The following is a 26,834-nucleotide window of genomic DNA, read 5'->3' as shown; positions in this document are numbered from 1 at the left end:
AACCCACAGGAGGCGACGTCGTCGCCGCCGAAGAGGTGGGCGAGCCGGTAGGTGCCGCCGCCGAGGATCTGGTTCTCCGCGCCGAGGTTCCTCGCAAACCCCTCAAAGACCATCCCCGTGTAGTAGTCGAGCCCCCGGGCGATCCCGAAGTCCGGCTGGTAATTGATCTTCTGGGAGTCGAGGAGCGCAAACGTCTCCTCGATCCGCGCGCGCTCCGGGATGTCGCCGATGATCTCAAAGACCTCGGCGACGTTGCGGCACTCCGAGAGAGCGGCAAGGGGTTCGGCAAGGCGGGTGAGGCCCCGCCCGACGAGCGTCTCCTTGAGCCCATCCTGGTCGTGCTTGTCGAGGAGAGCCATGATCGCCCGCTGATCGCCGGGAGCGAGGTCGGCGAGGAGGTGCTTCATCGGCGCGAGGTGGCCGACGTGGAGGTCGAAGGTGACCCCGCTCGATCGGAGTGCTTCGTCGGCGAGCATGATCACCTCGGCGTCGGCGGACGGAGTGTCCGCACCGATGAGTTCGACGCCGAACTGCCAGAACTGCCGGTAGCGGCCTTTCTGGGGGCGCTCGTAGCGGAAGCAGTCGGCGAAGTAGCACCAGCGGATAGGCTTCGGGAGGACCTTTCCCTCGTTGACGTACATCCGCAGCACCGCTGCCGTCACCTCGGGCCGGAGCGTCAACTGCCTTCCGCCCTTGTCCTCGAAGACGTACATCTCCTGGATGATCCCTTCACCGGACTTCATCGTGAAGAGTTCAAGGTTCTCGAAGTCGGGCGTGCAGACCTCCCGGTATCCCCACCTGCGGGCTGCATCCCGCATCCGCCGCTCGATCAGCCGCCGCCGTTCCATCTCGTCGGGTAAAAAGTCCCGCGTTCCCCGTGGTTTCTGAAGCATTCCGTATTCTCCTGAACTAAAGTCTCTTACGCGAACCCTTATCATTTGTGCGCTCAGCCCTGCCGAAGAACCGCTCGGCGGTGCCTTCGCCGTGCCAGACGTTCTCCCGGTCGACCCGGCCCTGGAGGTAGAGGGCTAACAGGACCAGGCCGAGGCCCAGGTACTCCCAGGCTTCTGCAAACGCAGTGACGGAGAGGCCCAGCAGGGCGAGCGCCGTATAGGGAACCCCCCAATACGCTGCCGTCCGGTAGCCGGGAAGGCCCGTCCGGTAAAATATCCGCAGATCGCGGAGCCACAGGAAAACGGTGACGGCAACACCGAACCCTGCCACATAGACAAGGTATGACATGAGATGAAGTAATATTATACTTCCACCCCTATTTTTGTTATCGAACTATGCTGCCGAATGCCACCATCAGGGACATCCTCCGGATGTATTGTAACGGTGAGGTATCTGAGGACGAGGCGACGGCCGCCATCGAAGGGCTCCGCATCGAGATGATCGAGGGCATGGCCCGGATCGACACCGGGCGGAGTGTGCGCTGCGGGATGCCGGAGGTGGTGCTCGCCGAGGGGAAGGACCCCCGGGCCTTTGCGGAGATCATGCTCGCGCAGGTGGAGGCCTCGGGCCGGTGTGTCGCGACGCGCGTCTCCCCGGCGCACCTTGAGGCGCTCCGGGCCCGGCTGCCGCCGGAGGTCCGGATGGAGCACCGGGAGGCGGCACGGGCCGTCATCCTCTCGAAGGGGGAGAGGCCGGCCCTCCAGGGAGGGACCGTCGCCATTCTCACCGCAGGAACCTCCGATATCCCTGTCGCCGAAGAAGCGAGGCTGATCGCCGAGGAGATGGGGTGCCAGGTCCGGACCGCGTACGATGTCGGTGTGGCGGGGATCCACCGCCTCTTCTCGGCGCTCAAGGACCTGATACCGGCAGACGTCTTCATCGTGATCGCCGGGCGGGAGGGAACGCTCCCGGCTATCGTCGCCGGCCTCGTCGACCGTCCGGTGATCGGGGTCCCGGTGAGCACCGGCTATGGCTACATGGGAGGCGGTGAAGCGGCGCTTGCGAGCATGCTCCAGGCCTGTTCGGTGCTCACGGTCGTGAACATCGACGCCGGGTTCACGGCAGGCGCATTTGCCGCGCAGGTTGCGCACGGGGGCAGGCGCGCATGAGCCGGGGGTTCTACGTCGGGCGGTTCCAGCCCTTCCACAACGGACATCAGGCGGTGCTGGAGAGAATCGCCTGCACCGCTGACGAGATCATCATCGGCATAGGGAGTGCTCAGATCTCCCATACCGTGGCAAACCCCTTCACGGCGGGAGAACGGGTGCTTATGCTCACCCGGTCGCTTGAAGGCCTCGAATGCCCGTTTTACGTCATTCCCCTCGAGGACGTCCAGAGAAACGCCCTCTGGGTCGCACATGTCCGGTCGATGGCGCCGCCGTTCGACACGGTCTACACGGGAAACCCCCTCGTGGCGCAACTCTTCACCGAGGCCGGCGTGAACGTCCGGTCGCCCGAGATGCACGAGCGGCTGACCCACTCCGGCACCGTCATCCGGCGGCGAATGCTCGACGGCGAGCCCTGGGAGCACCTGGTCCCTCCTGCCGTAGTGGATGTCATCCGCGAGATCCACGGTGTGGAACGGCTGCGGCAGATTGCGAGGAGCGACTGACGGCTCGAGGGGAACCATGATAAAGACAGCTGCTCCTGGATGTATCGGGGTGAACCATGTTTAAGCAACTACGAGACCTCTTTTTGCGACCAGAACCGGTTGAAGAGAGCCTGGAACTCTCCTTTGACGACCTGCCCGCGTGGCTGGATGCCCGCGAGGAGGAGATCGGGAGCGGGCTCTCCGATGCGGTGAGGCCGTCGGAGGAGGCGATCGACGGCGCCCTCGACCACCTCAAGGAGGCGGTCGCCCGCCTGGAGACGGCGGAGGGTGACGAGGAAGTCCATCCGCGGCTCCGGGACATATCAAAGAAGGCGCTTCCGGGCTTCACGAAGTCTATGGTTCAGGTCCTCTCCCGCGAGCCTTCCGGTGATCCGGAGACCTTCTACGCCACTGCCGCCGAGATCCTGAAGGGCGTCCTCAAGGCGATGAAAGGGCAGGGGAAGTATCTCTCCTCTGCATACCCGGAGGAGATGAAGGAGATACGCACCGCCGCAAGAGACCTGGGACGGGAGATCAACACCATGACGGAGGCGATCACCCGGGCGCGTGGGGACCGGCGGCAGGTGGAGGATGCCCGGGAGTCATACGCGTCGCTCGTCCGGATCCGGGAGGAGTATGCCGCCGCCTCCGGCCAGGTGCAGGAGTACGGGACGGCCCTCGCGGAGGCGAAGAGGAAGATCCTTCTGGTTGAAGAGGACCTTGATGCGCTCAAACAACACCCCGATTACGCCAGGAAGCAGCAGATCGAGGAGAAGATCCGGGAACTCGATGCCCTGGAGGAGGAGACCGGTCGCGAGATCGCGGCCCTCCGGGTCCCTGCCATCCACCTCTTCCGGAAGGCCGAGAAGGTGGCCGGAAGGACCGGGGACAGCGCGACGGCCGCGGCAATCGGCCGGGTCCTCGACGCCTACACCGACAGCCTCCCGGAGGGCGAGGGGGACCCGGCCGGCCTGACCGAGGCGGTGATGCCGGCCACCCTCGCTATGATCCGGCAGGGAGACCTTCTCCTCAAGAACCAGGACGAGGTCCGCCTCTTCTCGGACCCCGAGACCCTGCCCGCCGGGATACGGCGGGTCCTGCACCGGCAGCGAGAGGTGCGGGAGCAGCGCGGAACGCTCCAGGAGACCCGTGCAACGCTCCCGTGCGTGACCGAGGAGCAGCGTCTTCTCGCCATACTCGCGGAACTCCGGCGGGAGCGTGAGGCAAAATCCGCCGTGCGGACCCGGGCGGAGAGCCAGCGCGAGACGCTGCAGACCTCGTATGCGGCAGAGCGCGAGAGGCTCCGGTCCCGCACGGCTGCGCTTGCCGGCCGGGACGTGGAGGTCGAGATCCCCGACCTCCCCTCCTCCTGAACGAGGGCATGGGGTCCCTCATCCCCGGTGAAAAAGGAAACCCTGTTTATGCCCTGCATACAAACTGTTCCTGAGAACAACTGATGACGACAGACACTACTCCATCCGCATCTCGCACACCTCCCTGGATAGCAGTTCCTGCGGTCTCGTTCGGTGGCATCGGGATCACGTTGCTGCTCGCCTCCGTCGGTTTCCCATACGCAGTCTGGGCAGGGATTGCAGGGTGCGTGGTCGGATCGTGCATCCTCTGCTACCAGGCGTACCTCAAACCGCGGCATGACCTCGTCTCGCTCTTCACACCGCTCTTCGCGATTCTCATCTTCCTGGTACCCAGTGAACTCAGTCCGGGAGTGATTACGCAGACGTTCTTCGCGGCGACGATCACCTTCCTTGCGGTTCGGGTGGAAAAGTTGTTTAACGCGCCGAAGCAAGAGAAGAAAACAATGAAGCAGATGTTGAACGAGTATATCGGCCGGATTGAGCCGCTCCTCACGACGATCGATGAGGAGACCGGGCATCAGGTCGCGCAATCCCTGCTGACGTATAAGTTCGGGCTCTACGGGAACGCGGTCGAGAAGAGCACGGCTGCGCTTGCCCGACTCAATGCGGTCACCCCCCATCCCGACACGCTGGAGCGCGCGCTCCTGATCCTCCGCGAGCGTGCCGGCGGCTTCGTCGATTCGCGGGTGACGGAGAACCCGGAGCATACCTTCACGGAGGCGGACTCCGACTATCTTGCCATCCGCCTCCGGCCGGACCAGATCGAGGACCCCGTGACGCTCGACCTCGACAACGCGCTGGTCCTGCTCTACGCCGTCGGGATCGAGACCTCCTCTGATGATGAGCAGGCACTGGAAGAGCACCAGCGCTTTGTCACCCAGATCCTGGAAGGGTATAAAGAGAAGCTGACCCGGTGAGCGGGCTCGCCGGGGGATCTCCGGGGTCTCGGTAGCGGTGTCTATCGCCGCCGGGGCGGCAGAAGCTGCGATCATATCCCGGGGCGAACCGGGACTCCACTCTATTTTGGTCTCTATTCTGTAAGGCTCTCCTTGTAACCCCCACCCAATCCCTCGGAGCGAGCCAGAACTCCACCCTTTCTCCAGCATCTCCCCGTGCAGTGGGCCGTGGGGATATCGCCATTGGGGAGGGGCCGACGGGGAGGGGGGAGCAAACCCCCTCCCCTGTCTCTACCGTGTAAGACCTTCCGGTAGCCCCACCCCACCCGCGCCTTCGGCGCTCCTCACTCGAAGGCCTTCGGTCTTCTCGCGCTCCCTTCGGTCGGCGATTCGCACCTCCGGTGCTCAAACTCCTTCCCCTGCGGGGAAGTCGTTCCCCTCCCCGAGGGGCGGGGGCAGTACGTGGCGATAGTCGGTGGGAAGCCGTGTACGGTTCTTTCCCAGAGTCTCCGCCCTCCCGACCGAGCAAAACATGACCTTCGCGGCTTCGCGTGAGTGGCGTCCTTCGCTCCTCCGCGCGAGACACTGAATGAATCTGCCGCTAAGGGCGGGATGGCCAGGGACCGCTCATGGGAGGCACCCATACCGAGAAACCCCGCGGTAGCCGAATAGCCGTCTCCCAAAAAAAATCAGAGCGAGTCCAGGCTGATCCCGCTGAACTCGTCGGCGACCGCGTTGATGTCTTTGACGCCGAACGCGGTCTGGACCGTGGCGAGTTCGAGGTCGCGCGCCACGTCGCACATATAATCGATGATATCTACCGAGAGTTCCCGCTTCTGTTTGGACTTGCGGAGCTGGTCTACGAGGAACGTCATCCTCTCGGGGGACTCCATACGGAGTTTGGCGAGGCTCATCACGCACATGTAGATCCTGGTCAGGTTCCTGTCCGTCCCGGTGATGGTGTCGAAGAAGTTCCGGAGGATCTGCGCCTGATAGACCTCGCCGCTCATGTTGATCGAGTATTTCGCAAATCTATATTAAAGTCTGCCGGTTTTGTTCCGCCACACGGGTCACTGTTTCACCCGGAGGGCGCGAGGGGGAGCGTGCCCCGCCCCTCCCCCCCGGTGCCGGGCTCACTTCCGGACGCTGACGATCTTGATGATATCGCCGTTCTTCAACTCGAGCGTATCCTTGACCCGCATCCCGGTCTTTGCATCGATAGCATACAGGAACCCCTCGCCGATATCGGTATGGACCTGGTAGGCGAGGTCGCGGGGAGTCGACCCGCGCTTCATGAGGAACGCATCGGGGAGCACCCGGCCCTTGCCGTCGGTGAGTTTGTGCTCGTCCTCGACCGGGAAGACGACGATCTGATCGAGGAGGTCGAAGACAGAAGCATCCAGCGCCTGCTGGACGCCGGTGCCGCCGAACGTCTGCATGAAGTCCGCGACCTTCGCGAGGCCGGCACGTTGCGCGGCGTTGAGGGTTGCCCCCGGTCCTTCGGAGAAACTCCGGTCGCCGGGGAGGTAGGTGATGAACTTCCCCTCCGCGGCCATCCGGAGCACAAGTTCCCCTGCCGCGCTCGCAAAGATGACGTCGTGCTCTTTGAGCCGGTCAAGGCACTCTGCCGGGGCCTGGTCGGCTTTGTTCCCGACGATCAGCATCGGCTTGCTGAGCGCCATCAACTCCCGGCAGAACCGGATCAGGTCCTCCTCCCCGGCGGTCCGCAGGTCGACCCCGGTCGCCTCGTCGGCGTCGCGGACGTGCTCGTAGATCACCCCGAGACCACCAAAGACCTCGGCGATCGCGGCCACGAGGGAGAATTCCCTCGACTGGGCCTGCCGCACAAGTTTCGCCCAGTTCCGTGAGAGGATGCCATACATCCACATCGACATCTCGTACTGGAGGAACTCGATATCCTTTACGGGGTCGCGCGAACCGATATCGACCGGGTTTCCTTCCGCATCCGTTCCTCCACTGGCGTCGACGATCTGGAGGATCGCATCCGCCTGCCGGAGGTTATCGAGGAACTGGTTCCCGAGTCCCCTCCCCGTGTGCGCCTCGGGCACGAGGCCCGCCACGTCGATCAGCCCGATCGGGACAAACCTGACACCGTTCTGGCAGTTCTCGCACGGCACGTGCATCTCCTGACAGGGGCAGGTGGTCCTGACATACGCGACGCCGTGGTTTGCGTCGATGGTCGTGAACGGATAATTGGCGATCTCTACCTTGGCCAGGGTCGCTGCCCTGAAAAACGTCGATTTGCCGCAGTTGGGCTTTCCTGCAATGGCCAGTGTGATCATGAGATACTCCTTTGTACCGCGCCGTTCGGCTTGAATGTAGTATTGGGGCATGCACCATTTATCTTCTCTCTCCGACGGTTCGGTCCGGGCTGTGCCGTCGCACCTGCCGCCGTGACGTCGCTTTGCACTCTCCCCCGGGGCCGGATCTCACCGGGCCGGGAGATTTGCCTGCATCGCCCCTCCCGGAGATCGCCGGTGCCGCTGAAACGGGGGATTCAATTAGAAGCGGCGACAACATGACTGTATGGGCTTCGTAACCCGAAATACCTACTACTTCGATGCCCCCGGGGCGGAGAACACCCCCGACGCCGCCCGGTTCGCCGTCGAGCGGGCGCGGGAGCTCGGCATCCGGAAGATCGTGGTCGCGAGCACCAGCGGCTGGACGGCGCTCACCTTCCGGGAAGCCATGAAGGATACGGACCTTCACCTGGTCGTCGTCACCCACGCAGTCGGTTTCTCAAAGCCCGGCGAGTGGGAGTTTGCTGAGGAGGCGGCCGGGCTCCTCCGGGCTGAAGGTGCCACCATCATCACCGGGACGCACGCTCTCTCCGGGCTCGAACGGGCGATCTCCCGTTCGCCGAGACTCGGCGGGAGTTCCCGCACCGAGGCGGTCGCCGAGGCGTTGCGGCGCGTCGTTGCGGTCGGCCTGAAGGTCGCGGTGGAGTGCGCCCTCATCGCCGCGGACCAGGGTGCGGTCGGCATCGACGAAGAGGTGATCGCGGTGGGGGGCACCGCAAGCGGTGCCGACACCGTCTGCGTCATCCGGCCGGCGCATACCGCGACGTTCTTTGACCTGCAGGTGCGCGAGATCGTCGCGATGCCAAGAGACCGGTGATACATGTCCCTCAACTCACTCAAGGGTGCCGCCGTGCTCCTCCGGGAGCACCCCGTCCTCTGGCTGGTCGGCATTGTTATGGGCGCTCTCGCGGTCCTCGATATCCTGGTCCCCGTATACGGCGGGGCTTTCTACACCGAACCCCTGGCACTCCTGCAGGTCCTCGTGGTGCCGTTCCTGGCCGGTGGGGTCTACGGCACGGTCAAGGGAGAGACGTTCTCCGTCGGGGAGTTCCTGCAGTCCGGGAAGACCCACTACTTCCGGATCCTCCTGCCCACGATGATCATCTTCTTTGCGGCCCTCCTGACGGTCTTTCTGCTCGCCGTCCCGCTCGCGCTCCTCGGAGCCGGTGCCGCAGCAGGCATGACGCCGCTCCTCTTCGGGGTGCTCGTCTCGATCGCCTTCTTCACGTTCTTCTACGACACCGTGGCGGTCTTTGAGGAGACGACCGTCTTTGAATCGATCCGGCGGAGCATCGAGTTCGTCATGAACAACCTCGGGAGCGTCCTCCTCTTCTACCTGGCAAACATCGCCGTCGCGATAGCGCTCGGATTCGCGGCCCTCTTTGCCTGGACCGCCCTGCTCGCCGGCAAACTCGAATCGCTCACTCTTATGGACCAGACCGAACTCCAGACGGTGATGCCCGAGGATATCCTCGCTCTCATCGGGACGGAAGGAATCTGGATCACCGCGGCGGTCTATGCGGTGGTGATCGTCGTCTACTCGGCCTTCCTCTACGCCTACAAGGCAAGTTTCTTCCGCAACCACGCAGGCACCGCGGCAGCGCGTATGCCGCAGGGCGAGTACGACGAGAAGGGCCGGTGGTATAAGTACTGATCTGACTGGACCGGCATCAGATCCTTTTTTTCGTGCCTGGTCTGGGCGATTGAAGTCTCGTAACAAGTATCCTATTGTGACATTTTCTGGAACGTCAGGGGCACGGGCACCCGGAAGTCCTCTCCTGGCAAAAGTGATTGAAGACGGCCCTCCGGGTATGGCCCCCTGCTTCATGAGCCCGGGTGGTGACCGCAACCACCCGTGACGCCACAGCAGTACTCATGATGCGTAACGGAGCCGGTGCGCCCCGGGGCGGCAGAGCCTATCCCAGCATATAGAGGAGCATCCCCGCGACCCCGCCGAAGAATGTGGCGGTCAGGTTCGTGCCGGAGTTCCCGATCCTGCCGCTGTTCTCGAGCGTCGCGCCCACGAGACTGTCGATGTTGGTGCCGACGAAGCCGGCGATGATCGTGACGACGACCATCCAGGGGTCGGCGACACCCATCGCCCAGGCAACGCCGGCGACGATGGCGGATGCGATGACGGCCGCCGCCTCACCCCGCAGGGTCACCCCGCCGTTTGTTCCCCGGGGGACCGGCCGGAGCGTCGTGATCAGGTAGGGGGTCTTCCCCGTGACCCCGATCTCGCTTGCGGCGGTATCGGCGGCGGCGGAGGCGACGCTCCCCAGGTAGAGCGCCACGAAGGCCGGGTGCCCCGTTATCCCGAAGAGGATGGCTGCGCCGGTTGCCACGAGGCCGTTTGCAAAGACGTTGAAGTAGCCGCGCACGCCCCCGTGCTCCTGGGCGACCCCGAGCCTCTCCTTATCACCGTAGCGGTACCGGGTAGCCCCGGCGCCGATGATGAAGAAGGTGAGCATGATCAGGAACCACCGGATGTCCGCGAAGACAATGAGGATGATCCCGATCATGGCGCCCGCGAAGAGGCCGCTGACGTCGGCCGCCCGGAACCGGTAGGCAGTGTAGCCGAACCCGAACCCGATGAGTGCCGCGGCGAGGAGGATGGCCAGGTCGACCTCGAAGTTGAGTTCCTCAAAGAGGAACATCGTCATCGCCACACCGAGCGCTTCAATCATCAGAACGTCATCACGACCCCGGAGAGCCGCCCGGAGCAGCACCGCGGCGACCACCCCCATAACGACGACGAGCGGCGCGGTATACCCAAGGTAGAGCATCACCGCAAGCGAGACGCCGATGGCGGCAACCAGGTGGTGGAGGTAGGATGCCTGCTTCTTTCCGGTAATGCGGAAGGCCAGCTCGCCGATCACGACGATCCCGAGCGTGCAGGTGAAGACGAACGTCGAGAGCCAGCCGAGCCCGTAGAGCACGGCAAGCGCGATGATCGAGAGCGATACGTAGCGGGTATCCCGTATGAGGAAGAGGACGAGCGAGAACGGTATGAGGAAGAGGGTGAGCAGCCATGGCGGCTGGAGCAGGGGGGCAAGGCCTATGAAGGCGAGGGTGAGCACCGATGCCAGAACCAACCCCATCTGCTTTGTCATTCATATACAATTCGACGGTGCAGGGAAAAGCCTTTAGGGTCGAATGTCCTCCCTCATCGAACCATCCTCCGGGCAAACACCAGAAGAGGTCTCGATCCCGGGCGGCAAACCTGCGCACGGCCCGGGATACCCGGCGGCGTCAAAGCCCCGTGGAACAATATATTTCACTGGAAAGAGAGAGATCATACGCTGAAAATGTCGCCGTCACATCAACTACCCAAAAACTACGATATCGAAGAAGTGGAGAGGCGCTGGCAGAGCACCTGGCGGGATGAGGAGAACTATTTCGATCCCGACTCGCAAAAACCCCGGTTTATCATCGATACGCCGCCGCCCTACCCCACTGGCAACTTCCATATCGGCAACGCACTGAACTGGTGCTACATCGACTTTATCGCGCGGTACAAGCGTATGCGCGGCTACAACGTCATGTTCCCGCAGGGGTGGGATTGCCACGGCCTCCCCACCGAGGTGAAGGTCGAGGAGACCTACGGGATCACCAAGAACGATGTACCGCGGGAGAAGTTCCGGGAGATGTGCCGCGACCTCACGATCGGCAACATCGAGAAGATGCGGGCGACCATGCGGCGGCTCGGGTTCTCCACCGACTGGAGCCATGAATACATCACCATGCTCCCGGAGTACTACAAAAAGACACAGGCGTCGTTCCTGCAGATGCTCAAAGCCGGCGACATCTACCAGAGCGAGCATCCCGTGAACTTCTGCACCCGGTGTGAGACGGCCATCGCGTTTGCCGAGGTCAACTACGTCCCCCGCACGACCACGCTCAACTACTTCGACTTCGATGGTGTGGAGATCGCCACCACCCGGCCTGAACTGCTCGCGGCCTGCGTTGCGGTGGCGGTTCATCCCGACGACGAGCGGTACCGTGACCTTGCGGGGAAGAAACTCACGGTCCCCATCTTCAAGCACGAGGTGCCGGTCATCGAGGATGCCGTGGTCGACCCGGGTTTCGGCAGCGGTGCAGTGATGATCTGCACATTTGGGGACAAGACGGACGTTTACTGGTGGAAGGAGCACGACCTGGAACTCCGGAAGGCGATCGACCGGCAGGGCGTTATGACCGCGACCGCGGCCCCCTACACGGGGGTGTCGTCGGAGGAGTGCAGGACGGCGATCCTCCGCGACATGCAAGAGGCGGGGATCCTGAAGCGGCAGGAGGAACTCGAACAGCGGGTGGGGACCTGCTGGCGGTGCAAGACGCCGATCGAGATTCTCTCGGAGCGCCAGTGGTTCGTGAAGGTCCACCAGGACGAGATCCTGGAGTCGGCCCGGAAGATATCCTGGACGCCGGAACATATGTTCACCCGGCTCGAGAACTGGGCGACCTCGATGGAGTGGGACTGGTGCATCTCCCGGCAGCGGATCTTCGCGACCCCGATCCCGGTCTGGTTCTGTGCCGCCTGCGGCGAGACGATCCTCCCGGCCGAGGAAGACCTCCCGATCGACCCGACCGTCGACAGGCCCAAAACCCCCTGCCCGCGGTGCGGCGGATCGGAGTTCGTCGGCGAGAAGGACGTTCTCGACACGTGGATGGACTCATCGATATCGGTGCTCCACGTCACCGGATGGGATGGGACCAACAAGAAACCCCCGCTCTTCCCGGCGCAGATCCGCCCCCAGGGCCACGATATCATACGGACATGGGCGTTCTACACGATCCTCCGTGCGCAGGCCCTTGCTGGCGGCCACCCCTGGGACCAGATCCTGGTCAACGGTATGGTGCTCGGGGAAGACGGGTTCAAGATGAGCAAGAGCAGGAGCAACATCATCGCCCCCGAAGAGATCGTCGGACAGTATGGCGCCGATGCGCTCCGGCAGTGGGGTGCGGGCGGCGCGGCGACCGGCTCGGACATCATGTTCAACTGGAACGACGTCATCGCCGCGTCCCGGTTCCAGACCAAACTCTGGAACATCTTCCGGTTCATCATGGGGCACCTGGACGGGGAAACGGAGAGCCCGGCGCCGGTGACGGAGCTCACCGACCGGTGGCTGCTCGTCCGGCTCTCCGATACCGTTGCCGAGGTCACCGCCGCGATGGAGGGCTACCAGTTCGACCGGGCGCTCAGGGCGATCCGGGAGTTTGCCTGGAACACGCTCGCCGCCGACTACGTCGAGATCGTGAAGGGCCGCCTGTATACGAAAGAGAGCAGCCGGGCGAGCGCGTGCAGCGCCCTCGCGACGACCATGGACGTCCTCTGCCGTCTCCTCGCCCCGATCATCCCGCACTTCGCGGAGGAATGTTATCACAACCTGACGGGAAGGAGTGTGCACGCCGAGACCTGGCCCGGCTTTGCGTACGCCGACGATGAGGCGCGGCGCCACGGCGACCTCCTGGTGAAGACGGTCGCCGAACTCCGGCGCTACAAGCATGATGCGGGCATGGCGCTGAACGCGCCGCTCGGCCACGTGACGATCTACGCGGCAGAGCCGGTCGACGACGCCGGCGATGCCGGGCGTGCGCTCGCCGCCGACGCTCACTGGTCCACCGGGACGCCCCAACTTGAAGAGGTCGTGAGCGGGGTGAACTTCAACATGGGAATCATCGGCCCCTCCTTACGTAAGCAGGCCCGTGGGTTCATGGAGGCCGTGCAGGCGCTCCCGCCGGAGCAGCTCAAGAACCCGCCATCGACCGTCACCGTCGGCGGCGAGGAGATCCCGGTCCCGGAGGGCTCCTTCACGCCGAAGGTCGCCTACCGGGTGGCGGGAGAAGAGGTGGACGTCCTCACGCTCGGGGACGTTGTCGTGACGATCGGACACTCGTCCTGATCGCGCCCGCGATGAACCGGGCAACCTCCTCTTTTTCGAGCAGCGCATCGACGATGAGAAACCGCGCGGGATCGGCTGCCGCCAGATCCAGGTAGTTCTCCTGCACCCGCGTCAGGATCCCGGCATTCTCAAAATATTCTCGCTTTTTTGCAGGGTCGAGTCTCGCGACGGCATCTTCGACCGGGAGAACCAGGAGGAACGTCCGGTCCGGTCGGATCGACCACCCTTCATGGATCCGGCGGAGCCAGAGGAGGGGGTCGGGGAGGACGCCGTCGAGGACGACCGGCTGGTAGGCGAACCGGGAGTCGGCGTAACGGTCGGAGATGACGAGCCTTCCCTCGTCGAGCGCGGGCCGGATCACCGTATCGATGTGCGCGGCGTGGTCGGCACAGAAGAGGAGCGCCTCGGTGATCGGGTCCATCCGCTCGGCAATTGCCCGGCGCACCGACTCGCCGACCCAGGTGGCGCCGGGCTCGCGGGTGAAGAGGGGATCGAGGTCGGCGAGCAGTTCGCGGAGGCGGGAGAGGAGCGTGCTCTTGCCGCTCCCGTCGATGCCCTCGATGGTGATCAGCATGGGGTTCCTCTCCGGACCCATTCGAGCGGCACCGTGCCACGGTGGACGGCAGTTGCGACGATCGCCCCCTCAAACCCGGCATCAGCGAGGAGGTGGATGTCGTCGGCACCGGCGACCCCTCCCCCGTAGAGGAGGCGCCCGGGGTAGCACGCCCGCATCTCTTCGAGGTCTTCGGCGACGAGGCCCTGCTCTGTCCCCACGGTGCTGATGTTCAAGATGATGCACCCCTCAAACGAGAACCCTGATGCGCGGGAGAGCATCTCCGCCGGCCGAATGCCCCAGGGGAGCACCCGACCTCCTTTGACGTCGATACTGAGGTAGCCTGCCCGGTATGCCGCCAGGTCTTTGATCGTCGTTGCGGCCGTCTCGGTGCCGACGACCGGTATCACTCCCCTGACCGCCGTGCACCCGGCGGGCGACCGGGTGCCCCGGTCGAGGTAGCACCGCTCGACCCGGGCGGCACACCGCCGGACCAGATCGTCCTGCGGCGTTCTGCCCTGGATGCTCTCGAGGTCCGCGATGTAGAGGTAGCGGGGCGCGAGAGCGGATAGGTACGCCTCCGGCTCGGCCGAGGGGGCAATACCCCAGGTGAGCGGCCGGTAGCCGGCGCGGTCACCGGACTTTCCGTGCACCACAAGGCCGTCTGCCAGATCGACTGCAAGAATCAGTTCCATGTCCTCAACGCAATCACTATTAGGGTGAAGGATCATTAATTTCTATGCAATTACTCGTCAGTCCAAGCAGCATTGAGGAGGCAAGAAGCTCGCTTTCCGCTGACATCATTGACGTAAAGAAACCCTCAGAGGGTTCGCTCGGGGCGAATTTCCCCTGGGTCATTCGTGAGATCAAGAACCTCGCCGGTAAGAAGCCTGTCAGCGCTGCTATCGGAGACAATGAGTATAAGCCAGGAACTGCGGCTCTCTCAGCCTACGGTGCCGCGCACGCAGGTGCCGATTTTATCAAGGTCGGTCTGATGTTCGACGGGACCGACCATGCCCGCGATGTTGTTGAGGCAGTGACCACGGCGGTGAAGCGCGAGTTTCCCGAGAAGTTCGTCGTCATCGCCGCCTATGCCGATTTTGAGAGGATGGGGACGATCTCTCCGTTTTCTATCGCTCCGCTGGTTGCTGATGCCGGGGCCGATATCGCCATGATCGATACCGGCATTAAAGATGGGAAGAGTCTCTTTGAGTTCATGGATGAGGAGAGGCTGAGACGGTTCACCGAACAGAACCGCGAACTCGGGCTCCAGACGGCCCTTGCGGGTTCGCTGAAGTTCGAAGACCTCGACGCCTTAAAGAGGATCGACCCGGAGATCATCGGCGTCCGGGGGATGGTCTGCGGGGGCGACCGGTCGACCACGATCCGGGCCGAACTTGTGGAGAAAGCAATGATGATGCTTGGGTGACGTATGTATACCGAGAAGATGAACCTAAAGACAACATTTACGTTCGATGATGTGCTGCTTGAGCCCGCTGAATCCTGGGTCGAGCCCAATGAGACCGACGTCAGGTCGCAGTTTTCGCGGAACATTCCCCTGCACATACCTCTCGTGAGCGCCGCCATGGATACGGTGACCGAATCGGCGATGGCGATAACAATGGCGCGGGCGGGGGGTATCGGCGTCATCCACCGCAACATGACTCCGGAGCACGAGGCCGCCGAGGTCCGGTTTGTCAAGCAGGCCGAGGACCTGATCGAGCGTGAGGTCGTGGCGGTCGGTCCGGAGTCCACGGTCGCCGACGTGGAACGGGTCATGAAGCAGTACAGTATCGGCGGCGTGCCCGTTGTTGAGGATGACCGGGTGATCGGTATCGTCAGCCGCAGGGATATCAGGGCGATCCTGCCCAAACGCGGCGACGCACCAATCACCGCCTATATGACCAAGAACCTGATCACGGCCTCCGAAGATATAACCGTGGAGAACGCGCTCGATACCATGTATTCGAACAAGGTCGAGCGCCTGCCGGTCGTGGACGGGCAGGGGTGCCTCGTCGGCATCATCACGATGCGGGACATCCTCGAAAAGAGGCAGTATCCCCGCGCGAACCGCGATGCGAACGGGAGACTCCGGGTCGCCGCCGCTGTGGGCCCCTTCGACTTCAACCGGGCTATGATGCTCGTCGAGGCGGGCGTCGACGCCCTGGTGGTGGACAGCGCGCACGGTCACAACATGAACGTCGTAAAGGCGGTCGGGGAGATCAAGGCGAGCGTCGCCGTCGATGTGGTGGCCGGAAACATCGCGACGAAGCAGGCGGCCGAGACGCTGGTCGATTCTGTCGACGGGCTGAAGGTGGGTATCGGACCCGGCTCCATCTGCACAACACGGATCGTTGCGGGCGTTGGTGTGCCGCAGGTCTCTGCGATCGTTAACGTCGCCGAGGTGGCCCACGGGGCCGATGTGCCGGTGATCGCCGACGGCGGTATCCGCTACTCAGGGGATATTGCGAAGGCGATCGCCGCGGGCGCGGACTGTATCATGGCAGGCAGTCTCTTTGCCGGCACCGATGAGGCGCCGGGGAGGGTCACCACGATCAAGGGGCGGCGGTATAAGCAGTACCGGGGGATGGGATCGCTCGGCGTCATGAGCAGCGGGGAGTCGAGCGACCGCTACTTCCAGAAGGGGATCGGGAAGACCAAGTTCGTCCCCGAGGGCGTCGAAGGGGTCACCCCCTATGTCGGGCATGTCTCGGACGTCATCTACCAGCTCGTCGGCGGCCTGAGGTCCGCGATGGGCTATACGGGCTCAAAGACGATACCCGACCTGAAGAAGAACGGGAAGTTTATCCGGATCACGTCTGCGGGCTATGGCGAGAGCCATCCGCACAACATCATGATCACCGATGAGGCACCGAACTACCGCCTCTTCGAGTGATGTATTTTTTCTATGTGGTGTATTTTTATACTCAAATCACTAACATTTAGTAAATATGCTTGAGGGCAATGAGGTTTCCCGTCTCCTCGATATCCTGGGAAACCGGAACAGGCGGCGAATAATAGAACTGCTGAGGCAGAAGCCGTGTTTTGTGACTGAGATCTCCGAGCGCCTGGTGCTCAGTCCGAAAGCGGTGATTGAGCACCTGCAGTTGATGGAACGTGCAGAACTCCTCATCTCCTGCCAGGACGAACGCAGACGAAAGTATTACTACCTCTCGCATGACATCAATGTCATCGTAAACCTGCAGAAGCAGGATGGGGTTACACTTCCCTCCATTGAAGAGGACCAGAATACAAGATTTACGAGAAACGTCGCGGCGCTCCAGAGAATGGTCCGGGCCCGCGATGAACTTCTGGACAATCTCGATGAACTGGAGAGGGAGATCGAATCGAGGTTCGCTGAGGTCATGCGCGTGGGGGGGGACCACCTCAGTGACGAGGGGGATCTGGAGGTCATTCTCCCCCTCTTCCACGTTAACCTGACCATCGCTGAACTCGAGGAAGTGAGCAGCCTGTCCACGGATGAGCTGAAACAGAGACTGGGCAACCTCGTATACACGGGGGTTGTCGAACGGGTCAACGACCGATACCGGATACGTGGTACACATGGCGAATAATCCATACGACGAAATGTTTAGAAATATCGCGCGGCTGATGGAGAAGATCCTGGGCGAGATGCCCCTCCAGGACCCAAAGATCATCGGGTTCACCATCATCAGCGGATCGCCCGAAGGGGCACCCTACCTCGACCCGTCCGAAGAGAGCGAGGAGTCCGATGTTGAGGTGGTCGAGGGGGACGACTGCATCTATATCACCGCGGTGGCGGATGCCCGGGCGGGCGGCGCTCCATACGTCACGTTCCAGGAAGACTCCGTTACCCTCTGCGTCGGGGGTGACGAGGAGACGGTCATCGATCTCGATTGCGAGATTGATGTCCTGCACAGCTCTTACAACGTGCAGCACGGCGTGATCGATGCGGTCTGCCGCAAAAAAGACATTCCAGACGAAGTTGCCCGGTCCTGAACCGGGTCTTCACTCTTTTGGAGACCGAGCCTCGGTGTGCGCACCGGTGGCGTTTCAGGCCGATCTCTCAGGGGCGCCGTTGCTCTGCAGGACCTGTCTGATCGCGAAAAAAAAGAGTCTCACTCTTGAAACTCTTCAAGAGCAAGCTGGTACATCCAGTCTAGGAGGAGCGCGCACTCTTCCGGGGTGCATTCCTGGTCGCAGCCGATGCATGGGAGGATCTCTCCTCCTGCAAGGATGACGCAGGGGTCGATCGCCCGCTTCTTTGCACGCAGGAGATAGGTCTTGATGCCGTCGCTGCGGAACTCGACGCGCTCGATCAATCCGGCATCCAGCAGCCGCTTTACAATTCGTGAGCACTTCCTGCTATCGATATCAAGGAGTTTCCAGAGCTCGCTCTGGAGAACGCCCTGTCGATGGGACTGGATCACCTTAAGTGCTTCTTCCTCCTGGTCGGGCATGGCTATCAGAGCAGGGGCGCAATGGTCAGGATGTTATTGCCGCGTATGACGACGGTCCCGAGTGCGCGGCCCCTCTGATCACCGGTATACTCGGTGGTCTCGTCCATGTGCAGATTCAGGTGTTCATCCACCGCCACGAGCCTGCCCTGGAGTTTCCTGCCGTCATCCTTGATCTCAACGACGATTTTGGAGTCCACGAGTGAAAAAACCTTCTTTACGGGGAGTACAATGCCGTTAACCATCTGTTCTTATATGGGTATCTTCATGCATTAAGTTTTCCCATCACCCGCCGGCTGGTTTTCACGTGCGGAGATGTGGGGCGGGCGGTCCCCGGGTTACCGCCAGATGCGCGCTGATGGACACCGTGAGCCACTACCCGGCCGGGGCCGGCTACGACACCGGCCGGTCGATTGGAAAAAGGGTTACTCGGGGAGGTCTTCCCAGCGGTCCTTGAACTGTTTCTCGACGCCGGGGAGGGTGGTATACTCCATCTCCTCAAGCGAGAGGCGGTGCGGTTCAAAGGGCCCGTGGGCCCGGAGCACGTCGGAGAGTTCGCAGCACCTGTCGCGGACGCGGTCGAACGCGGGGTCGTCGAACATGTCTGCAGGCCCGATCAGCTCTCCGTTGCTGACCTGGAACCCGAGGCAGATGACCCGGGGTGGTCCGTCGAACGCGGTGCAGTTTGCATCGCAGACGCCCACCGGCATGAACGGCCCGTGGTGCGATCCGCGCATCCAGCCGGCCACGAGGATGGGCGTCCGGAAGGGGTCGATGACCTCGCCGACCGACGGGAACCCGCTCTGCGCCCTGATGACCATGACCGGGTCGTCCTTCCCCACATAGCGGCCGGCCATCAGGTTCAGCCGCTGGGTGCTGGTGGATGCGGCAATTTCGCCGTTCCTCTTCCAGACGTATTTGATCACGTAGCGGCTCGGTGCTCCGATATAGGCAAGGAGGCTGTAGGACTCCTCGGGCGTGTTGAAGAGGATCCTCCGCTTCTCGATGACATCGTGGACCTCGAAGGTGAACCCGTCGTGCATCGAGGGGTCGATGACGAGGCCGGACGTGCTGAAGGGGTCGGCGAAGATCCGGTAGAGAAAGTAGTTCCACGCCCCGGGCTCGGTCTTGTCGGCCATGAAGACCAGGATCGGGTCGGAACCGCGTTCTTCAAACTCCATCTCGGCAACACCGGGTCCCATGCCCTTGACGTTGCCGCTGAACGCGTCGCCGAGCAGGTCCTGACCTGCACCGTAGAGTTTCATCTCCTTGGCGAGTTTGGCGCATTCCATGAAGATATCCCACGCCAGTTTGTGGATCTCTTCATTGTCCTCCCCCTTCGTGTGCGTCATGATCAACTCGAGATCGTCGCCGCAGTGGGTGACGTAGGAGTCGATGAGGATACTGCCTTCTGCTTCCTTGAGCCTCCGGGCGGCCACCTCGAGGAGCTTTGGGTGGGTGCGGGAATGTCCCGGGAAACTGCCTATGTCTGCTTTAATCACGGATACGGTGGTCTTGACCATGTAATCACCACTACCTGGACGGGCGTAGCCCTTACGACTAGTAGATAGGTATCACTGTATATGTAGGTGTTGCCTTGAAAAAAGGTTGGCTACGGCAACTAATTTTTATGTTCACCCTTTCCGGCGATCCTTCATGGCTCGTGTCCCTGAGGGACCCCCGCGGCCGGCATGCTGGAAGTTGTCTGTTTCACCGTTCTTACGCGATATGCCGGTGAAGAAGCATCGCGGGAGGGAGTGTTCCACGAGGTTGCGCATGAAGGACCCGGGAACGATCGCGCGTCCTCTCCGGGAGACATCATTCCGATGCTTCCCAGGATGGGCAAGATCCAGGGTTATCACGAGGAAAGGCAGGCTCCTTGTAACCTCCTGCCTGGTGTCTCCTCATGGGCGATCCGGGGCCGACAGGCACCCGGTGGAAAAATTGTTGCGGCCTGCCGGAGCCTGAGCTGGCAGGTGGGCGGGCTGCTCAGTCGATCCGGATCGGTTTGCCCCGGGAGAATTTGACCTCCAGGACGCCGTGCTTGTAGTTCGACTGCATAGAATCGGCATCCACCGTCGGTATCTCCACCGAGGTCAGCTGGCTGGTGCCGGCGATGATCGTCAGCGTGCCGTTGATGAGTGACAGGTGAATACTCTCCCTCTCGACACCCGGGAGATCGATCGCAACCGTCACATCGTCATCGGTCGTGTACATCTCTGCTATCGGCTCGATGGTTCCCTCGGAGGAGGATTCAGCGGGTGCTGCTGCAGGTGCCGCTTCTTCTGCCGGCGTCTCAGGCTTGCCGGCCTCGTGGAGGATGATCTTGAACCCATAGGCAAACGGCCTGTTCTGGTCTCCCTGCTCTTTGAGCCCCTGCTCCATGAGGCGTTTCATCAGTTCGTTGAGTTGCTCGAAGATGTCTGCTGGGCTGTCACTCATGTTCATCACGTTGTTTTTTCATCTCTGTTGATGAGGGGGCGCGTAGCCCCCCCTGCGGGAGGAGGGCACCCGTCAGAACGCCATGGCCGTCTGCGGCAGTGGACGTTCGATCCGGGCCTTCAACTCCTTCGCGAGGCGCTTGATCTCACCGAAGTCTTTCTTTCTCGCGTAGACCGCATCTTTCAGGGTCTCCGTCAGATCCTTGACTTCCTGCTCGACCTTTCCAGTCTCCCGCATCCGGGCACGGTTGATGATCGAGATGGCGTCTTCGAGCGCGGAACGCTGCTCCTGGTTGTAGAGAACCTGCCAGGAGTGGCGTTCGTTCTCCTCCAGCCGGTCGATATCGAGCGTGCCTCTCACGCGGGTGAGGGCGTCCTCGAAGTGCTTTTTGGTGATCCTCACGTTGCCGATAGCCTGGCGCCGTTCTTCCTCGCTCTTTTTGCCCATCGCGGAGATGAACTCACGCATTGCGGAGATCTTGGCTTCACGGACCAGTGCCTCGATATCGGCTCCGACGTACCCCTCGGTCCTGTCGACCAGTTCCTCGATGTTTACGTCGTTTGCAAGGATCTCCCTGTTCTTGAGGTACACCTCGAAGATCTTCTTCCTGCCTTCCCTGTCAGGCGGCGGAACGTAGATGATCCGGTCGAACCTGCCGGGGCGAAGCAGCGCCTCGTCCAACATGTCCGGGCGGTTGGTAGCGCCGAGAACCACGACATTGGTCAACTCTTCGAGGCCGTCGAGCTCTGTCAGGATCTGACTTACCACACTTTCAGTTACGTGCGATGATCCTATATAAGATCCGCGTTTGGGCATGAGTGCGTCAATCTCGTCGAAAAAGATAATCGACGGTGCTGCTTGCCTCGCTTTCCGAAATACCTGGCGAACGCCGCGTTCCGACTCCCCGACCCATTTCGAGAGGAGTTCCGGGCCCTTTACGGAGATGAAATTGCTTTCGCTCTCGTTTGCCACCGCCTTTGCCAGGAGTGTCTTCCCCGTTCCAGGGGGGCCGAAGAGCAGGATGCCGCGGGGGGGTTCGGTATCCAGGGATGCGAATATCTCCGGATAGTTGAGCGGCCACTCAACAGACTCCGCTAGATCGGCCTTGACGTCTTCGAGGCCTCCGACATCCTCCCATTTGACATCGGGGATCTCTACGAGCACCTCACGCATCGCGCTCGGCTCAACGTGCTTATGCGCTTCGACGAAGTCCTCGTTCGTCACGCGGAGCTGGTCGATGATCTCGGCGGGGATCTCCTCCTCGATCTTGATCTGCGGTATGATCCGGCGGATCGCGTGCATCGCCGCCTCTTTTGCAAGCAGCGCGATATCGGCGCCGACGAATCCATGCGTGGAGCGGGCGTAGTCTTCGAGGTTCACGTCCTCGGCAAGCGGCATGCCCCGCGTGTGGATCTGGAAGACCTGCTGCCTTCCCTTGGTGTCCGGGATGCCGATCTCGATCTCGCGGTCGAACCGGCCACCACGCCGGAGGGCGGGATCGATCATGTCCGGGAGATTCGTTGCGGCGATCACCACCACCTGACCCCGGGTCTTCAGCCCGTCCATCAGGGCCAGGAGCTGGGCGACGATCCGGCGCTCAACCTCCCCCTTCACTTCTTCGCGCTTGGGCGCGATCGAGTCGATCTCGTCGATGAAGATGATCGAGGGTGCGTTCTCCTGCGCCTCATCGAAGACCTCCCGCAGGCGCTCTTCGGACTCGCCGTAGTACTTGCTCATGATCTCGGGGCCCGAGAGCGTGATGAAGTGGGCGTCCACCTCGTTTGCCACTGCTTTTGCGATCAGCGTCTTCCCTGTTCCCGGCGGACCGTAGAGCAGGACACCCTTCGGGGGTTCGACGCCGAGGCGCTCGAAGAGTTCGGGGTGCCGGAGCGGGAGTTCGATCATCTCGCGGACGAGCTGCAACTCGCGGTCCAGGCCGCCGATATCCTCGTAATGGACATCGCCTGCTATCTCGCGCCGCCCTTCCTTGGGCTCGTACGGCGTCTCCTTCAGCTCGATCTCGGTGCTGTCGGTGACGATGGCGATGCCTTTCGGGGCCACTTTGGCGATGACGAACGTGAGCGGGTTGCCAAGGATGTTGACCCGGACGTGCTGTCCCTCGGTGACCGGCCGGCCGCGGAGGAGCCTCCCCAGGTACTGTTCGCCGCCGACGAGGCGGATGGGCTGGGTCGGCTGGATGGTCACCTTCTTCGCGTATCCTGCCTCGGTCTTCCTGATCCGGACCTTGTCGTCGATACCGGACCCGACATTGCTCCGGGTGTTGCCGTCGACTCGGAGGACCGCTTTGCCGGTATCCTGCGGGAACCCGGGCCAGATGAGCGTCGCTGCCTTCTGGCGCCCCTCGATCTCGATGACGTCGCCGCTGACGAGGCCGAGCGCCTTCATGGTGTCCATGCTCAGTCTGCCGATCCCCCGGCCGGCGTCCTCGTGGGCCGCCTCCTTGATGGTCACCTCGATAGAATCCGTATTACCCATGTGAATAACCTCTCCGTATGGTTTACCATAGGTAAGTGCAGACTAATATATAAATGTTTCTTACGTGTCACTCCCGTTCGGCCGGTTTGTCCCCTTTTCCGTCACGATCCAATCCATCTTCACATCGTTCTGGTCGGTGGGGATACTCTCTGCCTGCTGGCAGGAGAACGCGATGCCGATCTTCTGCGGGTGCGGGTACCGGCAGAGGAAGCGGTCGTAGTACCCGGCACCGTAGCCGAGCCGGTTCCCTTCGGCATCGAAGGCGAGCATCGGCAGGATGACGACTTCCACATCCTCCGGCCGGGCCGGGAGCTCGTGGCCGACCGGTTCGGGGACGTTGAAGGTGCTCGGGATGAGGAGAGAGGGGTCCGGCAGGTAGGAGAGACGGAGGGTGTGGGTCTCGCGCTCGATGATGGGCACGACGACCTGCACGCCCCTCCGGTTCAGGTCGGCGATAAGGCCTGCGGTCTCGACCTCCGGGGCTTTTGCGGCATAGACCATGACGGTCGCAAAGCCGTCCAGGATATCAAGGAGCCGCTCCGTTATGTTGCTGCTGTATTCGGCGATCTGTGAGGGCGAGAGAAGGAAACGAGCCTCCTTTGCACGCTCCCGGAGGGCCGCCTTTGTCTGGCTCATTATAGTGGGTTTTGGTTGAGTTGCACATTAAAGCATGCATGCCCCGGGGTGAGGCGGGGGCCGCCTACTCCCCGGCTCCCTGTTCCTTGCCGCAGACCTCCCGGAACTGCCGCAGGGAGGACGCAAGGACCTTTGTCTTCCCGATCATCGCGGCGATCTGGAGGACGTCGAGGATCTCGTCGCGGGAAGCGCCTTCTTTCAGGGCGGCTCCTATGTGGACCCTCAGGCAGCTATCCGCCCCCGCTCCGGCGGCGGCCGCGACGGCGATGAGTTCCGCGGTCTTTGGATCGAGGGAGCCGGGCCGGGAGATCCGGTAATCGGCGATGGCGGAGAGTGCGAACGTGTCCTGCCGTTCCCGGAGGATGGAGTAGATGAATGGGACGACGCCGAGCATCTTCTCGACATCCTCCACGATGTCGTCGCCGAGGTCGTCGGCGTGGGCAAGGAAGTCGCTCAGGAGTTGTTTGTTTTCAGGTTTCATCGGGGTGTCCTCTTATAGGGAATGTGGGCGGGAACGAGGATAAGGGTGCAGTTTTTGCGCGAGGGTGTTTGGGCGTTTTGTGTGCAAGCGTGCTGCACGGATATTTTCTCACGATTCGGATGCTCTGGACCGTGGGGGTATCGCCACGACTGCCCCCGCTCCACGGGGCGGGGGAGGAGGCCGAAGGCCGGGCGGGGTGGGGGTTACAGGCACATCAGTAGAGTGGAGACAGGGGAGGGGGTTCGCACCCCCTCCCCGTCAGCCCCACTTCGCACCTTCGGTGCTCGAACTCCGCTCCTCGAAGCCTGAAGGCTTCTCGAACTCCTGTCCTACGGACAGTCGTTCTCCGGAGCGTCGTTCCCCCAAGGGCGATATCCCCACGGTCCAGTGTACTGGGACTGTTGAGCACAAACAACGGCCTCCGCTGCCCGGAGAATATCACCCGCAAAAAAAAGATAAGATCCCGGGGGGGAGTGTCCCCTCTCAGAAGTTAAAGTGCCGCCCGACGATCTTCAACGCGCAGAAGTCCCCGCACATCGTGCAGCCGTCGGTATCGGCCGGCATCCGCTCGGCCCGTATCGCCCGGGCGCGCTCGGGGTTCATCGCGACCGCAAACTGCCGCTCCCAGTCGAGGTCCCGGCGGGCGTGGCCCATCTCGAGGTCGGCATCGCGCTTCTTGAGTTTGATCATATCCCCGACGTGGGCGGCGATCCTGGAGCTGATGACGCCCTCGTAGACCTCTTCGGGGGTGGGGAGTGCCAGGTGCTCTGCCGGTGTCACGTAGCAGATGAAGTCGGCGCCGTAGGAGGAGGAGAGTGCGGCCCCGATAGCGGCCACCCGGTCGTCGTAGCCGGGCGCGATATCGGTGACGAGCGGCCCGAGCATGTAGAACGGTTTCCGGTTCGTGACGCGCTTCTGCAGGACGACGTTCGTCTGGATCTCGTCGATCGGGATATGCCCCGGCCCCTCGATGATCGCCTGCACGCCCTGCTCGTGCGCCTTGTCGGCGAGTTCCGCGTTGATGAGCAGCTCCTGGATCTGGGCCCGGTCGGTCGCGTCGTGGACCGCTCCCGCCCGCATCCCGTTGCCGAAGGAGAGGGTGACCTCGTGCTCCTTCAAGATCTCGACGAGGTAGTCGAACTCTGAATACAACGGGTTCTCCTTCTCGTTGTGGAGCATCCACGCGGTCATGAAGGCCCCGCCCCGGGAGACGAGCCCGCCGTGCCGCCCCTGGTTCTTCAGGCGCTTCATCGTCTCGTAGTTGATCCCGGTGTGGATCGCCATGAAGTTGGTCCCGAGCTTCGCCTGCTCCGCCGTGATCCGGAAGAGGTCGTCCTCCTCCATGTGGACGACCGCCCCCTTCTTCCGGGCGGCCTCGATGAACGCCTGGTAGAGCGGGACCGACCCGACCGAGAGGGTGGTCGCCTCGACGACCCGGCGCCGGATCTCGGCAAAGTCACCGCCGGTGGAGAGTTCCATCAGCGTATCGGCGCCGGCACGCTCGGCCTGCCGGACCTTCTCGACCTCCATATCGACGTCGATGATATCCGACGACGTTCCGATGCTCGCGTTGACCTTCGTGCGGAGCCCTTCGCCGATACCGCAGATCTTCACCTTCCGGTAGGGGGAGACCGGGATGACGATGTGGCCCTCGGCCACGCCACGCCTGACGAAATCTTCAGTTACCCCTTCCGCTGCTGCGACGATCCGCATCTCCTCGGTGACGACGCCACGCCGGGCGTCTTCTATGAGACCCATGAGGGTATGTTTGCAGAAGAGAGTTGATAAAGGCTTGTTTTTTGAATCGAGGCTAAAATTGGCTTGATCTCTCAACAAGTAAACTTGACTTACTCTTATGCAGATCTTTTTTCGTAGCCGGAAAGCCAAGGCTTACAAGAAATCAGGGAGCACCTCTATACTGCCAGGTGATCGTGTGTACGTCAATTTCGGAGGGTTTGTCTCGTTCAGCACCGTCGACTGGCGGGGACGGGCGGCCTGCACCGTCTTTCTCCGGGGATGCCCCGCGCGCTGCTTCTACTGCCACAACGTCGACCTCCAGGGCGGCGAGGACCTCCGCGACACAGACGAGGTCATCGATCTGATCCGGGGTTCCCGCACGGTCGCAGGTGCGGTGGTCTTCTCCGGCGGGGAACCCACTCTGCAGGGGCCGGCGCTCCTCCACCTTGCCGCCGCAGCCCGCGCGATGGGATTCTCGGTTGGTCTGCACACAAACGGGATGTTCCCGCGGGTGGTCGAGGCCCTTCTTGAGGGGCATCTCGTGGATATGGTCGCGCTCGATCTCAAGACGACATGGGAGCGCTACGACGACCTCCTCGGGGTTGCCGCCGTCGACGCCGTGAAGCAGTCGCTTTCCGCCTGCAGGCGGGCGAAGGCCGACGGCAGCCTCGGAACCTGCCAGGTTGTGGTCACCCTCTTCCGGGGCCGCGAGGACGATCTCCCGTCCATCGCTGAGGCGGCCGGAGGGCTGGACCTCGTCCTCCAGCAGGGGGTGGCCGCGGGATTCGTCCCCCTGACCCGGCAGGAACTCGAGGCGGCAGCGGCGCCTCTTCGCCGGAGCGTCCTGATACGGACCCGGGAGGACGGCGAGGTCGGGTATGATCCGGAGCAGAAACCGTTCCGTTGACGCTAAACATAATATCGCCGGAAACGCACACTTATGCAGATCTCTGTGGCGGCCGCCACAACCTGCATCACTGGTGTCAGGAGTCCGGGTCTACCGGTACGGCCC

General features: G+C 62.5%; 27 protein-coding genes. 12 read left to right on the top strand and 15 right to left on the bottom strand.

Annotation, left to right across the window (positions count from 1 at the left end):
• A partial coding sequence (hisS, locus tag V6K60_RS10935; protein WP_332450558.1) for a histidine--tRNA ligase occupies positions 1-893 on the bottom strand: 893 nt, incomplete at its 3' end.
• A 16-nt stretch (positions 894-909) separates the two neighbouring features.
• Positions 910-1,242: an ABC transporter permease gene (locus V6K60_RS10930; RefSeq protein ID WP_332450557.1), complete on the bottom strand. Its 333-nt coding sequence runs from the start codon at positions 1,240-1,242 to the stop codon at positions 910-912.
• Between the two features lie 47 nt (positions 1,243-1,289).
• Between V6K60_RS10930 and larB the strand changes: the two genes are divergently transcribed.
• The 4 genes from larB to V6K60_RS10910 all read left to right on the top strand — a co-directional run bounded on the left by larB (position 1,290) and on the right by V6K60_RS10910 (position 4,835).
• Positions 1,290-2,063: a nickel pincer cofactor biosynthesis protein LarB gene (gene larB / locus V6K60_RS10925; RefSeq protein WP_332450556.1), complete on the top strand. Its 774-nt coding sequence runs from the start codon at positions 1,290-1,292 to the stop codon at positions 2,061-2,063.
• Entirely contained in the window at positions 2,060-2,566 is a 507-nt protein-coding gene (locus V6K60_RS10920) for a nicotinamide-nucleotide adenylyltransferase (RefSeq protein WP_332450555.1), read from the top strand. The genes larB and V6K60_RS10920 overlap by 4 nt, the downstream gene beginning before the upstream one ends.
• 56 nt (positions 2,567-2,622) lie before the next feature.
• Entirely contained in the window at positions 2,623-3,918 is a 1,296-nt protein-coding gene (locus V6K60_RS10915; RefSeq protein ID WP_332450554.1) for a hypothetical protein, read from the top strand.
• Between the two features lie 83 nt (positions 3,919-4,001).
• The gene (locus V6K60_RS10910; protein ID WP_332450553.1) at positions 4,002-4,835 is read left to right on the top strand and encodes a hypothetical protein; all 834 of its coding nucleotides are present in this window, start codon (positions 4,002-4,004) and stop codon (positions 4,833-4,835) included.
• Between the two features lie 668 nt (positions 4,836-5,503).
• Here V6K60_RS10910 and V6K60_RS10905 read toward each other — a convergent pair.
• Positions 5,504-5,824, bottom strand: a complete 321-nt coding sequence (locus tag V6K60_RS10905) for a hypothetical protein (RefSeq protein WP_332450552.1) — start codon at positions 5,822-5,824, stop codon at positions 5,504-5,506.
• Between the two features lie 123 nt (positions 5,825-5,947).
• Entirely contained in the window at positions 5,948-7,117 is a 1,170-nt protein-coding gene (locus tag V6K60_RS10900) for a redox-regulated ATPase YchF (protein ID WP_332450551.1), read from the bottom strand.
• A 244-nt stretch (positions 7,118-7,361) separates the two neighbouring features.
• Here V6K60_RS10900 and V6K60_RS10895 point away from each other — a divergent pair, with 244 nt between their 5' ends.
• Both V6K60_RS10895 and V6K60_RS10890 read left to right on the top strand, forming a co-directional pair.
• The gene (locus V6K60_RS10895; RefSeq protein WP_332450550.1) at positions 7,362-7,952 is read left to right on the top strand and encodes a pyruvate kinase alpha/beta domain-containing protein; all 591 of its coding nucleotides are present in this window, start codon (positions 7,362-7,364) and stop codon (positions 7,950-7,952) included.
• A gap of 3 nt (positions 7,953-7,955) precedes the next feature.
• On the top strand, positions 7,956-8,789 hold the full coding sequence (locus V6K60_RS10890) for a DUF7847 domain-containing protein (RefSeq protein WP_332450549.1): 834 nt from the start codon (positions 7,956-7,958) through the stop codon (positions 8,787-8,789).
• A 262-nt stretch (positions 8,790-9,051) separates the two neighbouring features.
• On the opposite strand, the gene V6K60_RS10885 is transcribed toward V6K60_RS10890, so the two are convergent.
• Complete coding sequence (locus V6K60_RS10885; RefSeq protein ID WP_332450548.1) at positions 9,052-10,248, bottom strand: DUF92 domain-containing protein; 1,197 nt, start codon at positions 10,246-10,248, stop codon at positions 9,052-9,054.
• A 195-nt stretch (positions 10,249-10,443) separates the two neighbouring features.
• Between V6K60_RS10885 and V6K60_RS10880 the strand changes: the two genes are divergently transcribed.
• The gene (locus V6K60_RS10880; protein ID WP_332450547.1) at positions 10,444-13,038 is read left to right on the top strand and encodes a valine--tRNA ligase; all 2,595 of its coding nucleotides are present in this window, start codon (positions 10,444-10,446) and stop codon (positions 13,036-13,038) included.
• Here the strand turns inward: V6K60_RS10880 and tmk are convergent.
• Both tmk and V6K60_RS10870 read right to left on the bottom strand, forming a co-directional pair.
• The gene (gene tmk, locus V6K60_RS10875) at positions 12,995-13,612 is read right to left on the bottom strand and encodes a dTMP kinase (protein ID WP_332450546.1); all 618 of its coding nucleotides are present in this window, start codon (positions 13,610-13,612) and stop codon (positions 12,995-12,997) included. The genes V6K60_RS10880 and tmk overlap by 44 nt on opposite strands.
• Complete coding sequence (locus V6K60_RS10870) at positions 13,606-14,286, bottom strand: HisA/HisF-related TIM barrel protein (protein WP_332450545.1); 681 nt, start codon at positions 14,284-14,286, stop codon at positions 13,606-13,608. The genes tmk and V6K60_RS10870 overlap by 7 nt, the downstream gene beginning before the upstream one ends.
• A gap of 44 nt (positions 14,287-14,330) precedes the next feature.
• On the opposite strand from V6K60_RS10870, the gene V6K60_RS10865 reads away from it, so the two are divergent.
• Genes V6K60_RS10865 through V6K60_RS10850 form a run of 4 tightly spaced genes read left to right on the top strand, consistent with a single transcriptional unit; the run spans position 14,331 to position 17,572 of the window.
• Positions 14,331-15,020, top strand: coding sequence for a (5-formylfuran-3-yl)methyl phosphate synthase (locus V6K60_RS10865; RefSeq protein ID WP_332450544.1), 690 nt, complete (start codon positions 14,331-14,333; stop codon positions 15,018-15,020).
• A 3-nt stretch (positions 15,021-15,023) separates the two neighbouring features.
• Entirely contained in the window at positions 15,024-16,487 is a 1,464-nt protein-coding gene (gene guaB / locus V6K60_RS10860) for an IMP dehydrogenase (RefSeq protein ID WP_332450543.1), read from the top strand.
• Between the two features lie 55 nt (positions 16,488-16,542).
• Positions 16,543-17,166, top strand: coding sequence for an ArsR family transcriptional regulator (locus V6K60_RS10855; RefSeq protein ID WP_332450542.1), 624 nt, complete (start codon positions 16,543-16,545; stop codon positions 17,164-17,166).
• Between the two features lie 37 nt (positions 17,167-17,203).
• Positions 17,204-17,572 (top strand): hypothetical protein, encoded by a 369-nt coding sequence (locus V6K60_RS10850; protein WP_332450541.1) that lies wholly within the window; start codon positions 17,204-17,206, stop codon positions 17,570-17,572.
• 119 nt (positions 17,573-17,691) lie between these two features.
• On the opposite strand, the gene V6K60_RS10845 is transcribed toward V6K60_RS10850, so the two are convergent.
• The 8 genes from V6K60_RS10845 to thiC all read right to left on the bottom strand — a co-directional run bounded on the left by V6K60_RS10845 (position 17,692) and on the right by thiC (position 25,843).
• Positions 17,692-18,033 (bottom strand): helix-turn-helix transcriptional regulator, encoded by a 342-nt coding sequence (locus V6K60_RS10845; protein WP_332450540.1) that lies wholly within the window; start codon positions 18,031-18,033, stop codon positions 17,692-17,694.
• Positions 18,034-18,038: 5 nt separating this feature from the next.
• Positions 18,039-18,275 (bottom strand): LSM domain-containing protein, encoded by a 237-nt coding sequence (locus V6K60_RS10840; RefSeq protein WP_292384544.1) that lies wholly within the window; start codon positions 18,273-18,275, stop codon positions 18,039-18,041.
• 180 nt (positions 18,276-18,455) lie between these two features.
• The gene (fbp, locus tag V6K60_RS10835; protein WP_332450539.1) at positions 18,456-19,553 is read right to left on the bottom strand and encodes a fructose-1,6-bisphosphate aldolase/phosphatase; all 1,098 of its coding nucleotides are present in this window, start codon (positions 19,551-19,553) and stop codon (positions 18,456-18,458) included.
• A 466-nt stretch (positions 19,554-20,019) separates the two neighbouring features.
• Positions 20,020-20,472, bottom strand: a complete 453-nt coding sequence (locus tag V6K60_RS10830) for an Hsp20/alpha crystallin family protein (RefSeq protein ID WP_332450538.1) — start codon at positions 20,470-20,472, stop codon at positions 20,020-20,022.
• A 72-nt stretch (positions 20,473-20,544) separates the two neighbouring features.
• Positions 20,545-22,968: a CDC48 family AAA ATPase gene (locus tag V6K60_RS10825; RefSeq protein ID WP_332450537.1), complete on the bottom strand. Its 2,424-nt coding sequence runs from the start codon at positions 22,966-22,968 to the stop codon at positions 20,545-20,547.
• 60 nt (positions 22,969-23,028) lie between these two features.
• Entirely contained in the window at positions 23,029-23,604 is a 576-nt protein-coding gene (locus V6K60_RS10820) for a 5-formyltetrahydrofolate cyclo-ligase (protein WP_332450536.1), read from the bottom strand.
• 64 nt (positions 23,605-23,668) lie between these two features.
• Positions 23,669-24,085 (bottom strand): carboxymuconolactone decarboxylase family protein, encoded by a 417-nt coding sequence (locus V6K60_RS10815; RefSeq protein ID WP_332450535.1) that lies wholly within the window; start codon positions 24,083-24,085, stop codon positions 23,669-23,671.
• Between the two features lie 483 nt (positions 24,086-24,568).
• Positions 24,569-25,843 carry a phosphomethylpyrimidine synthase ThiC gene (gene thiC, locus V6K60_RS10810; RefSeq protein ID WP_332450534.1) on the bottom strand — a complete coding sequence of 425 codons (1,275 nt, stop codon included), beginning with the start codon at positions 25,841-25,843 and terminating at the stop codon, positions 24,569-24,571.
• 175 nt (positions 25,844-26,018) lie between these two features.
• Between thiC and V6K60_RS10805 the strand changes: the two genes are divergently transcribed.
• Entirely contained in the window at positions 26,019-26,729 is a 711-nt protein-coding gene (locus V6K60_RS10805; protein WP_332450533.1) for an anaerobic ribonucleoside-triphosphate reductase activating protein, read from the top strand.
• The last annotated feature ends 105 nt before the right edge of the window (positions 26,730-26,834 follow it).

The organism is Methanoculleus sp. (assembly GCF_036677455.1).
In the GTDB taxonomy this organism is placed as follows: Archaea; Halobacteriota; Methanomicrobia; order Methanomicrobiales; family Methanoculleaceae; genus Methanoculleus.
The sequence above is the reverse complement of the archived record's forward strand: the minus strand, read 5'-3'. Positions and strand labels throughout refer to the sequence as shown.

Coding starts and splice junctions, on each gene's coding strand:
- larB (WP_332450556.1), top strand. CDS start 1,290: ATGCTGCCGAATGCCACCATCAGGGACATCCTCCGGATGTATTGTAAC.
- V6K60_RS10830 (WP_332450538.1), bottom strand. CDS start 20,472: ATGAGTGACAGCCCAGCAGACATCTTCGAGCAACTCAACGAACTGATG.
- tmk (WP_332450546.1), bottom strand. CDS start 13,612: ATGCTGATCACCATCGAGGGCATCGACGGGAGCGGCAAGAGCACGCTC.
- thiC (WP_332450534.1), bottom strand. CDS start 25,843: ATGGGTCTCATAGAAGACGCCCGGCGTGGCGTCGTCACCGAGGAGATG.
- V6K60_RS10870 (WP_332450545.1), bottom strand. CDS start 14,286: ATGGAACTGATTCTTGCAGTCGATCTGGCAGACGGCCTTGTGGTGCAC.
- V6K60_RS10890 (WP_332450549.1), top strand. CDS start 7,956: ATGTCCCTCAACTCACTCAAGGGTGCCGCCGTGCTCCTCCGGGAGCAC.
- V6K60_RS10920 (WP_332450555.1), top strand. CDS start 2,060: ATGAGCCGGGGGTTCTACGTCGGGCGGTTCCAGCCCTTCCACAACGGA.
- V6K60_RS10880 (WP_332450547.1), top strand. CDS start 10,444: ATGTCGCCGTCACATCAACTACCCAAAAACTACGATATCGAAGAAGTG.
- V6K60_RS10895 (WP_332450550.1), top strand. CDS start 7,362: ATGGGCTTCGTAACCCGAAATACCTACTACTTCGATGCCCCCGGGGCG.
- guaB (WP_332450543.1), top strand. CDS start 15,024: ATGTATACCGAGAAGATGAACCTAAAGACAACATTTACGTTCGATGAT.
- V6K60_RS10905 (WP_332450552.1), bottom strand. CDS start 5,824: ATGAGCGGCGAGGTCTATCAGGCGCAGATCCTCCGGAACTTCTTCGAC.
- V6K60_RS10910 (WP_332450553.1), top strand. CDS start 4,002: ATGACGACAGACACTACTCCATCCGCATCTCGCACACCTCCCTGGATA.
- V6K60_RS10855 (WP_332450542.1), top strand. CDS start 16,543: ATGCTTGAGGGCAATGAGGTTTCCCGTCTCCTCGATATCCTGGGAAAC.
- V6K60_RS10850 (WP_332450541.1), top strand. CDS start 17,204: ATGGAGAAGATCCTGGGCGAGATGCCCCTCCAGGACCCAAAGATCATC.
- V6K60_RS10825 (WP_332450537.1), bottom strand. CDS start 22,968: ATGGGTAATACGGATTCTATCGAGGTGACCATCAAGGAGGCGGCCCAC.
- fbp (WP_332450539.1), bottom strand. CDS start 19,553: ATGGTCAAGACCACCGTATCCGTGATTAAAGCAGACATAGGCAGTTTC.
- V6K60_RS10820 (WP_332450536.1), bottom strand. CDS start 23,604: ATGAGCCAGACAAAGGCGGCCCTCCGGGAGCGTGCAAAGGAGGCTCGT.
- V6K60_RS10845 (WP_332450540.1), bottom strand. CDS start 18,033: ATGCCCGACCAGGAGGAAGAAGCACTTAAGGTGATCCAGTCCCATCGA.
- V6K60_RS10840 (WP_292384544.1), bottom strand. CDS start 18,275: ATGGTTAACGGCATTGTACTCCCCGTAAAGAAGGTTTTTTCACTCGTG.
- V6K60_RS10885 (WP_332450548.1), bottom strand. CDS start 10,248: ATGACAAAGCAGATGGGGTTGGTTCTGGCATCGGTGCTCACCCTCGCC.
- V6K60_RS10900 (WP_332450551.1), bottom strand. CDS start 7,117: ATGATCACACTGGCCATTGCAGGAAAGCCCAACTGCGGCAAATCGACG.
- V6K60_RS10815 (WP_332450535.1), bottom strand. CDS start 24,085: ATGAAACCTGAAAACAAACAACTCCTGAGCGACTTCCTTGCCCACGCC.
- V6K60_RS10930 (WP_332450557.1), bottom strand. CDS start 1,242: ATGTCATACCTTGTCTATGTGGCAGGGTTCGGTGTTGCCGTCACCGTT.
- V6K60_RS10915 (WP_332450554.1), top strand. CDS start 2,623: ATGTTTAAGCAACTACGAGACCTCTTTTTGCGACCAGAACCGGTTGAA.
- V6K60_RS10865 (WP_332450544.1), top strand. CDS start 14,331: ATGCAATTACTCGTCAGTCCAAGCAGCATTGAGGAGGCAAGAAGCTCG.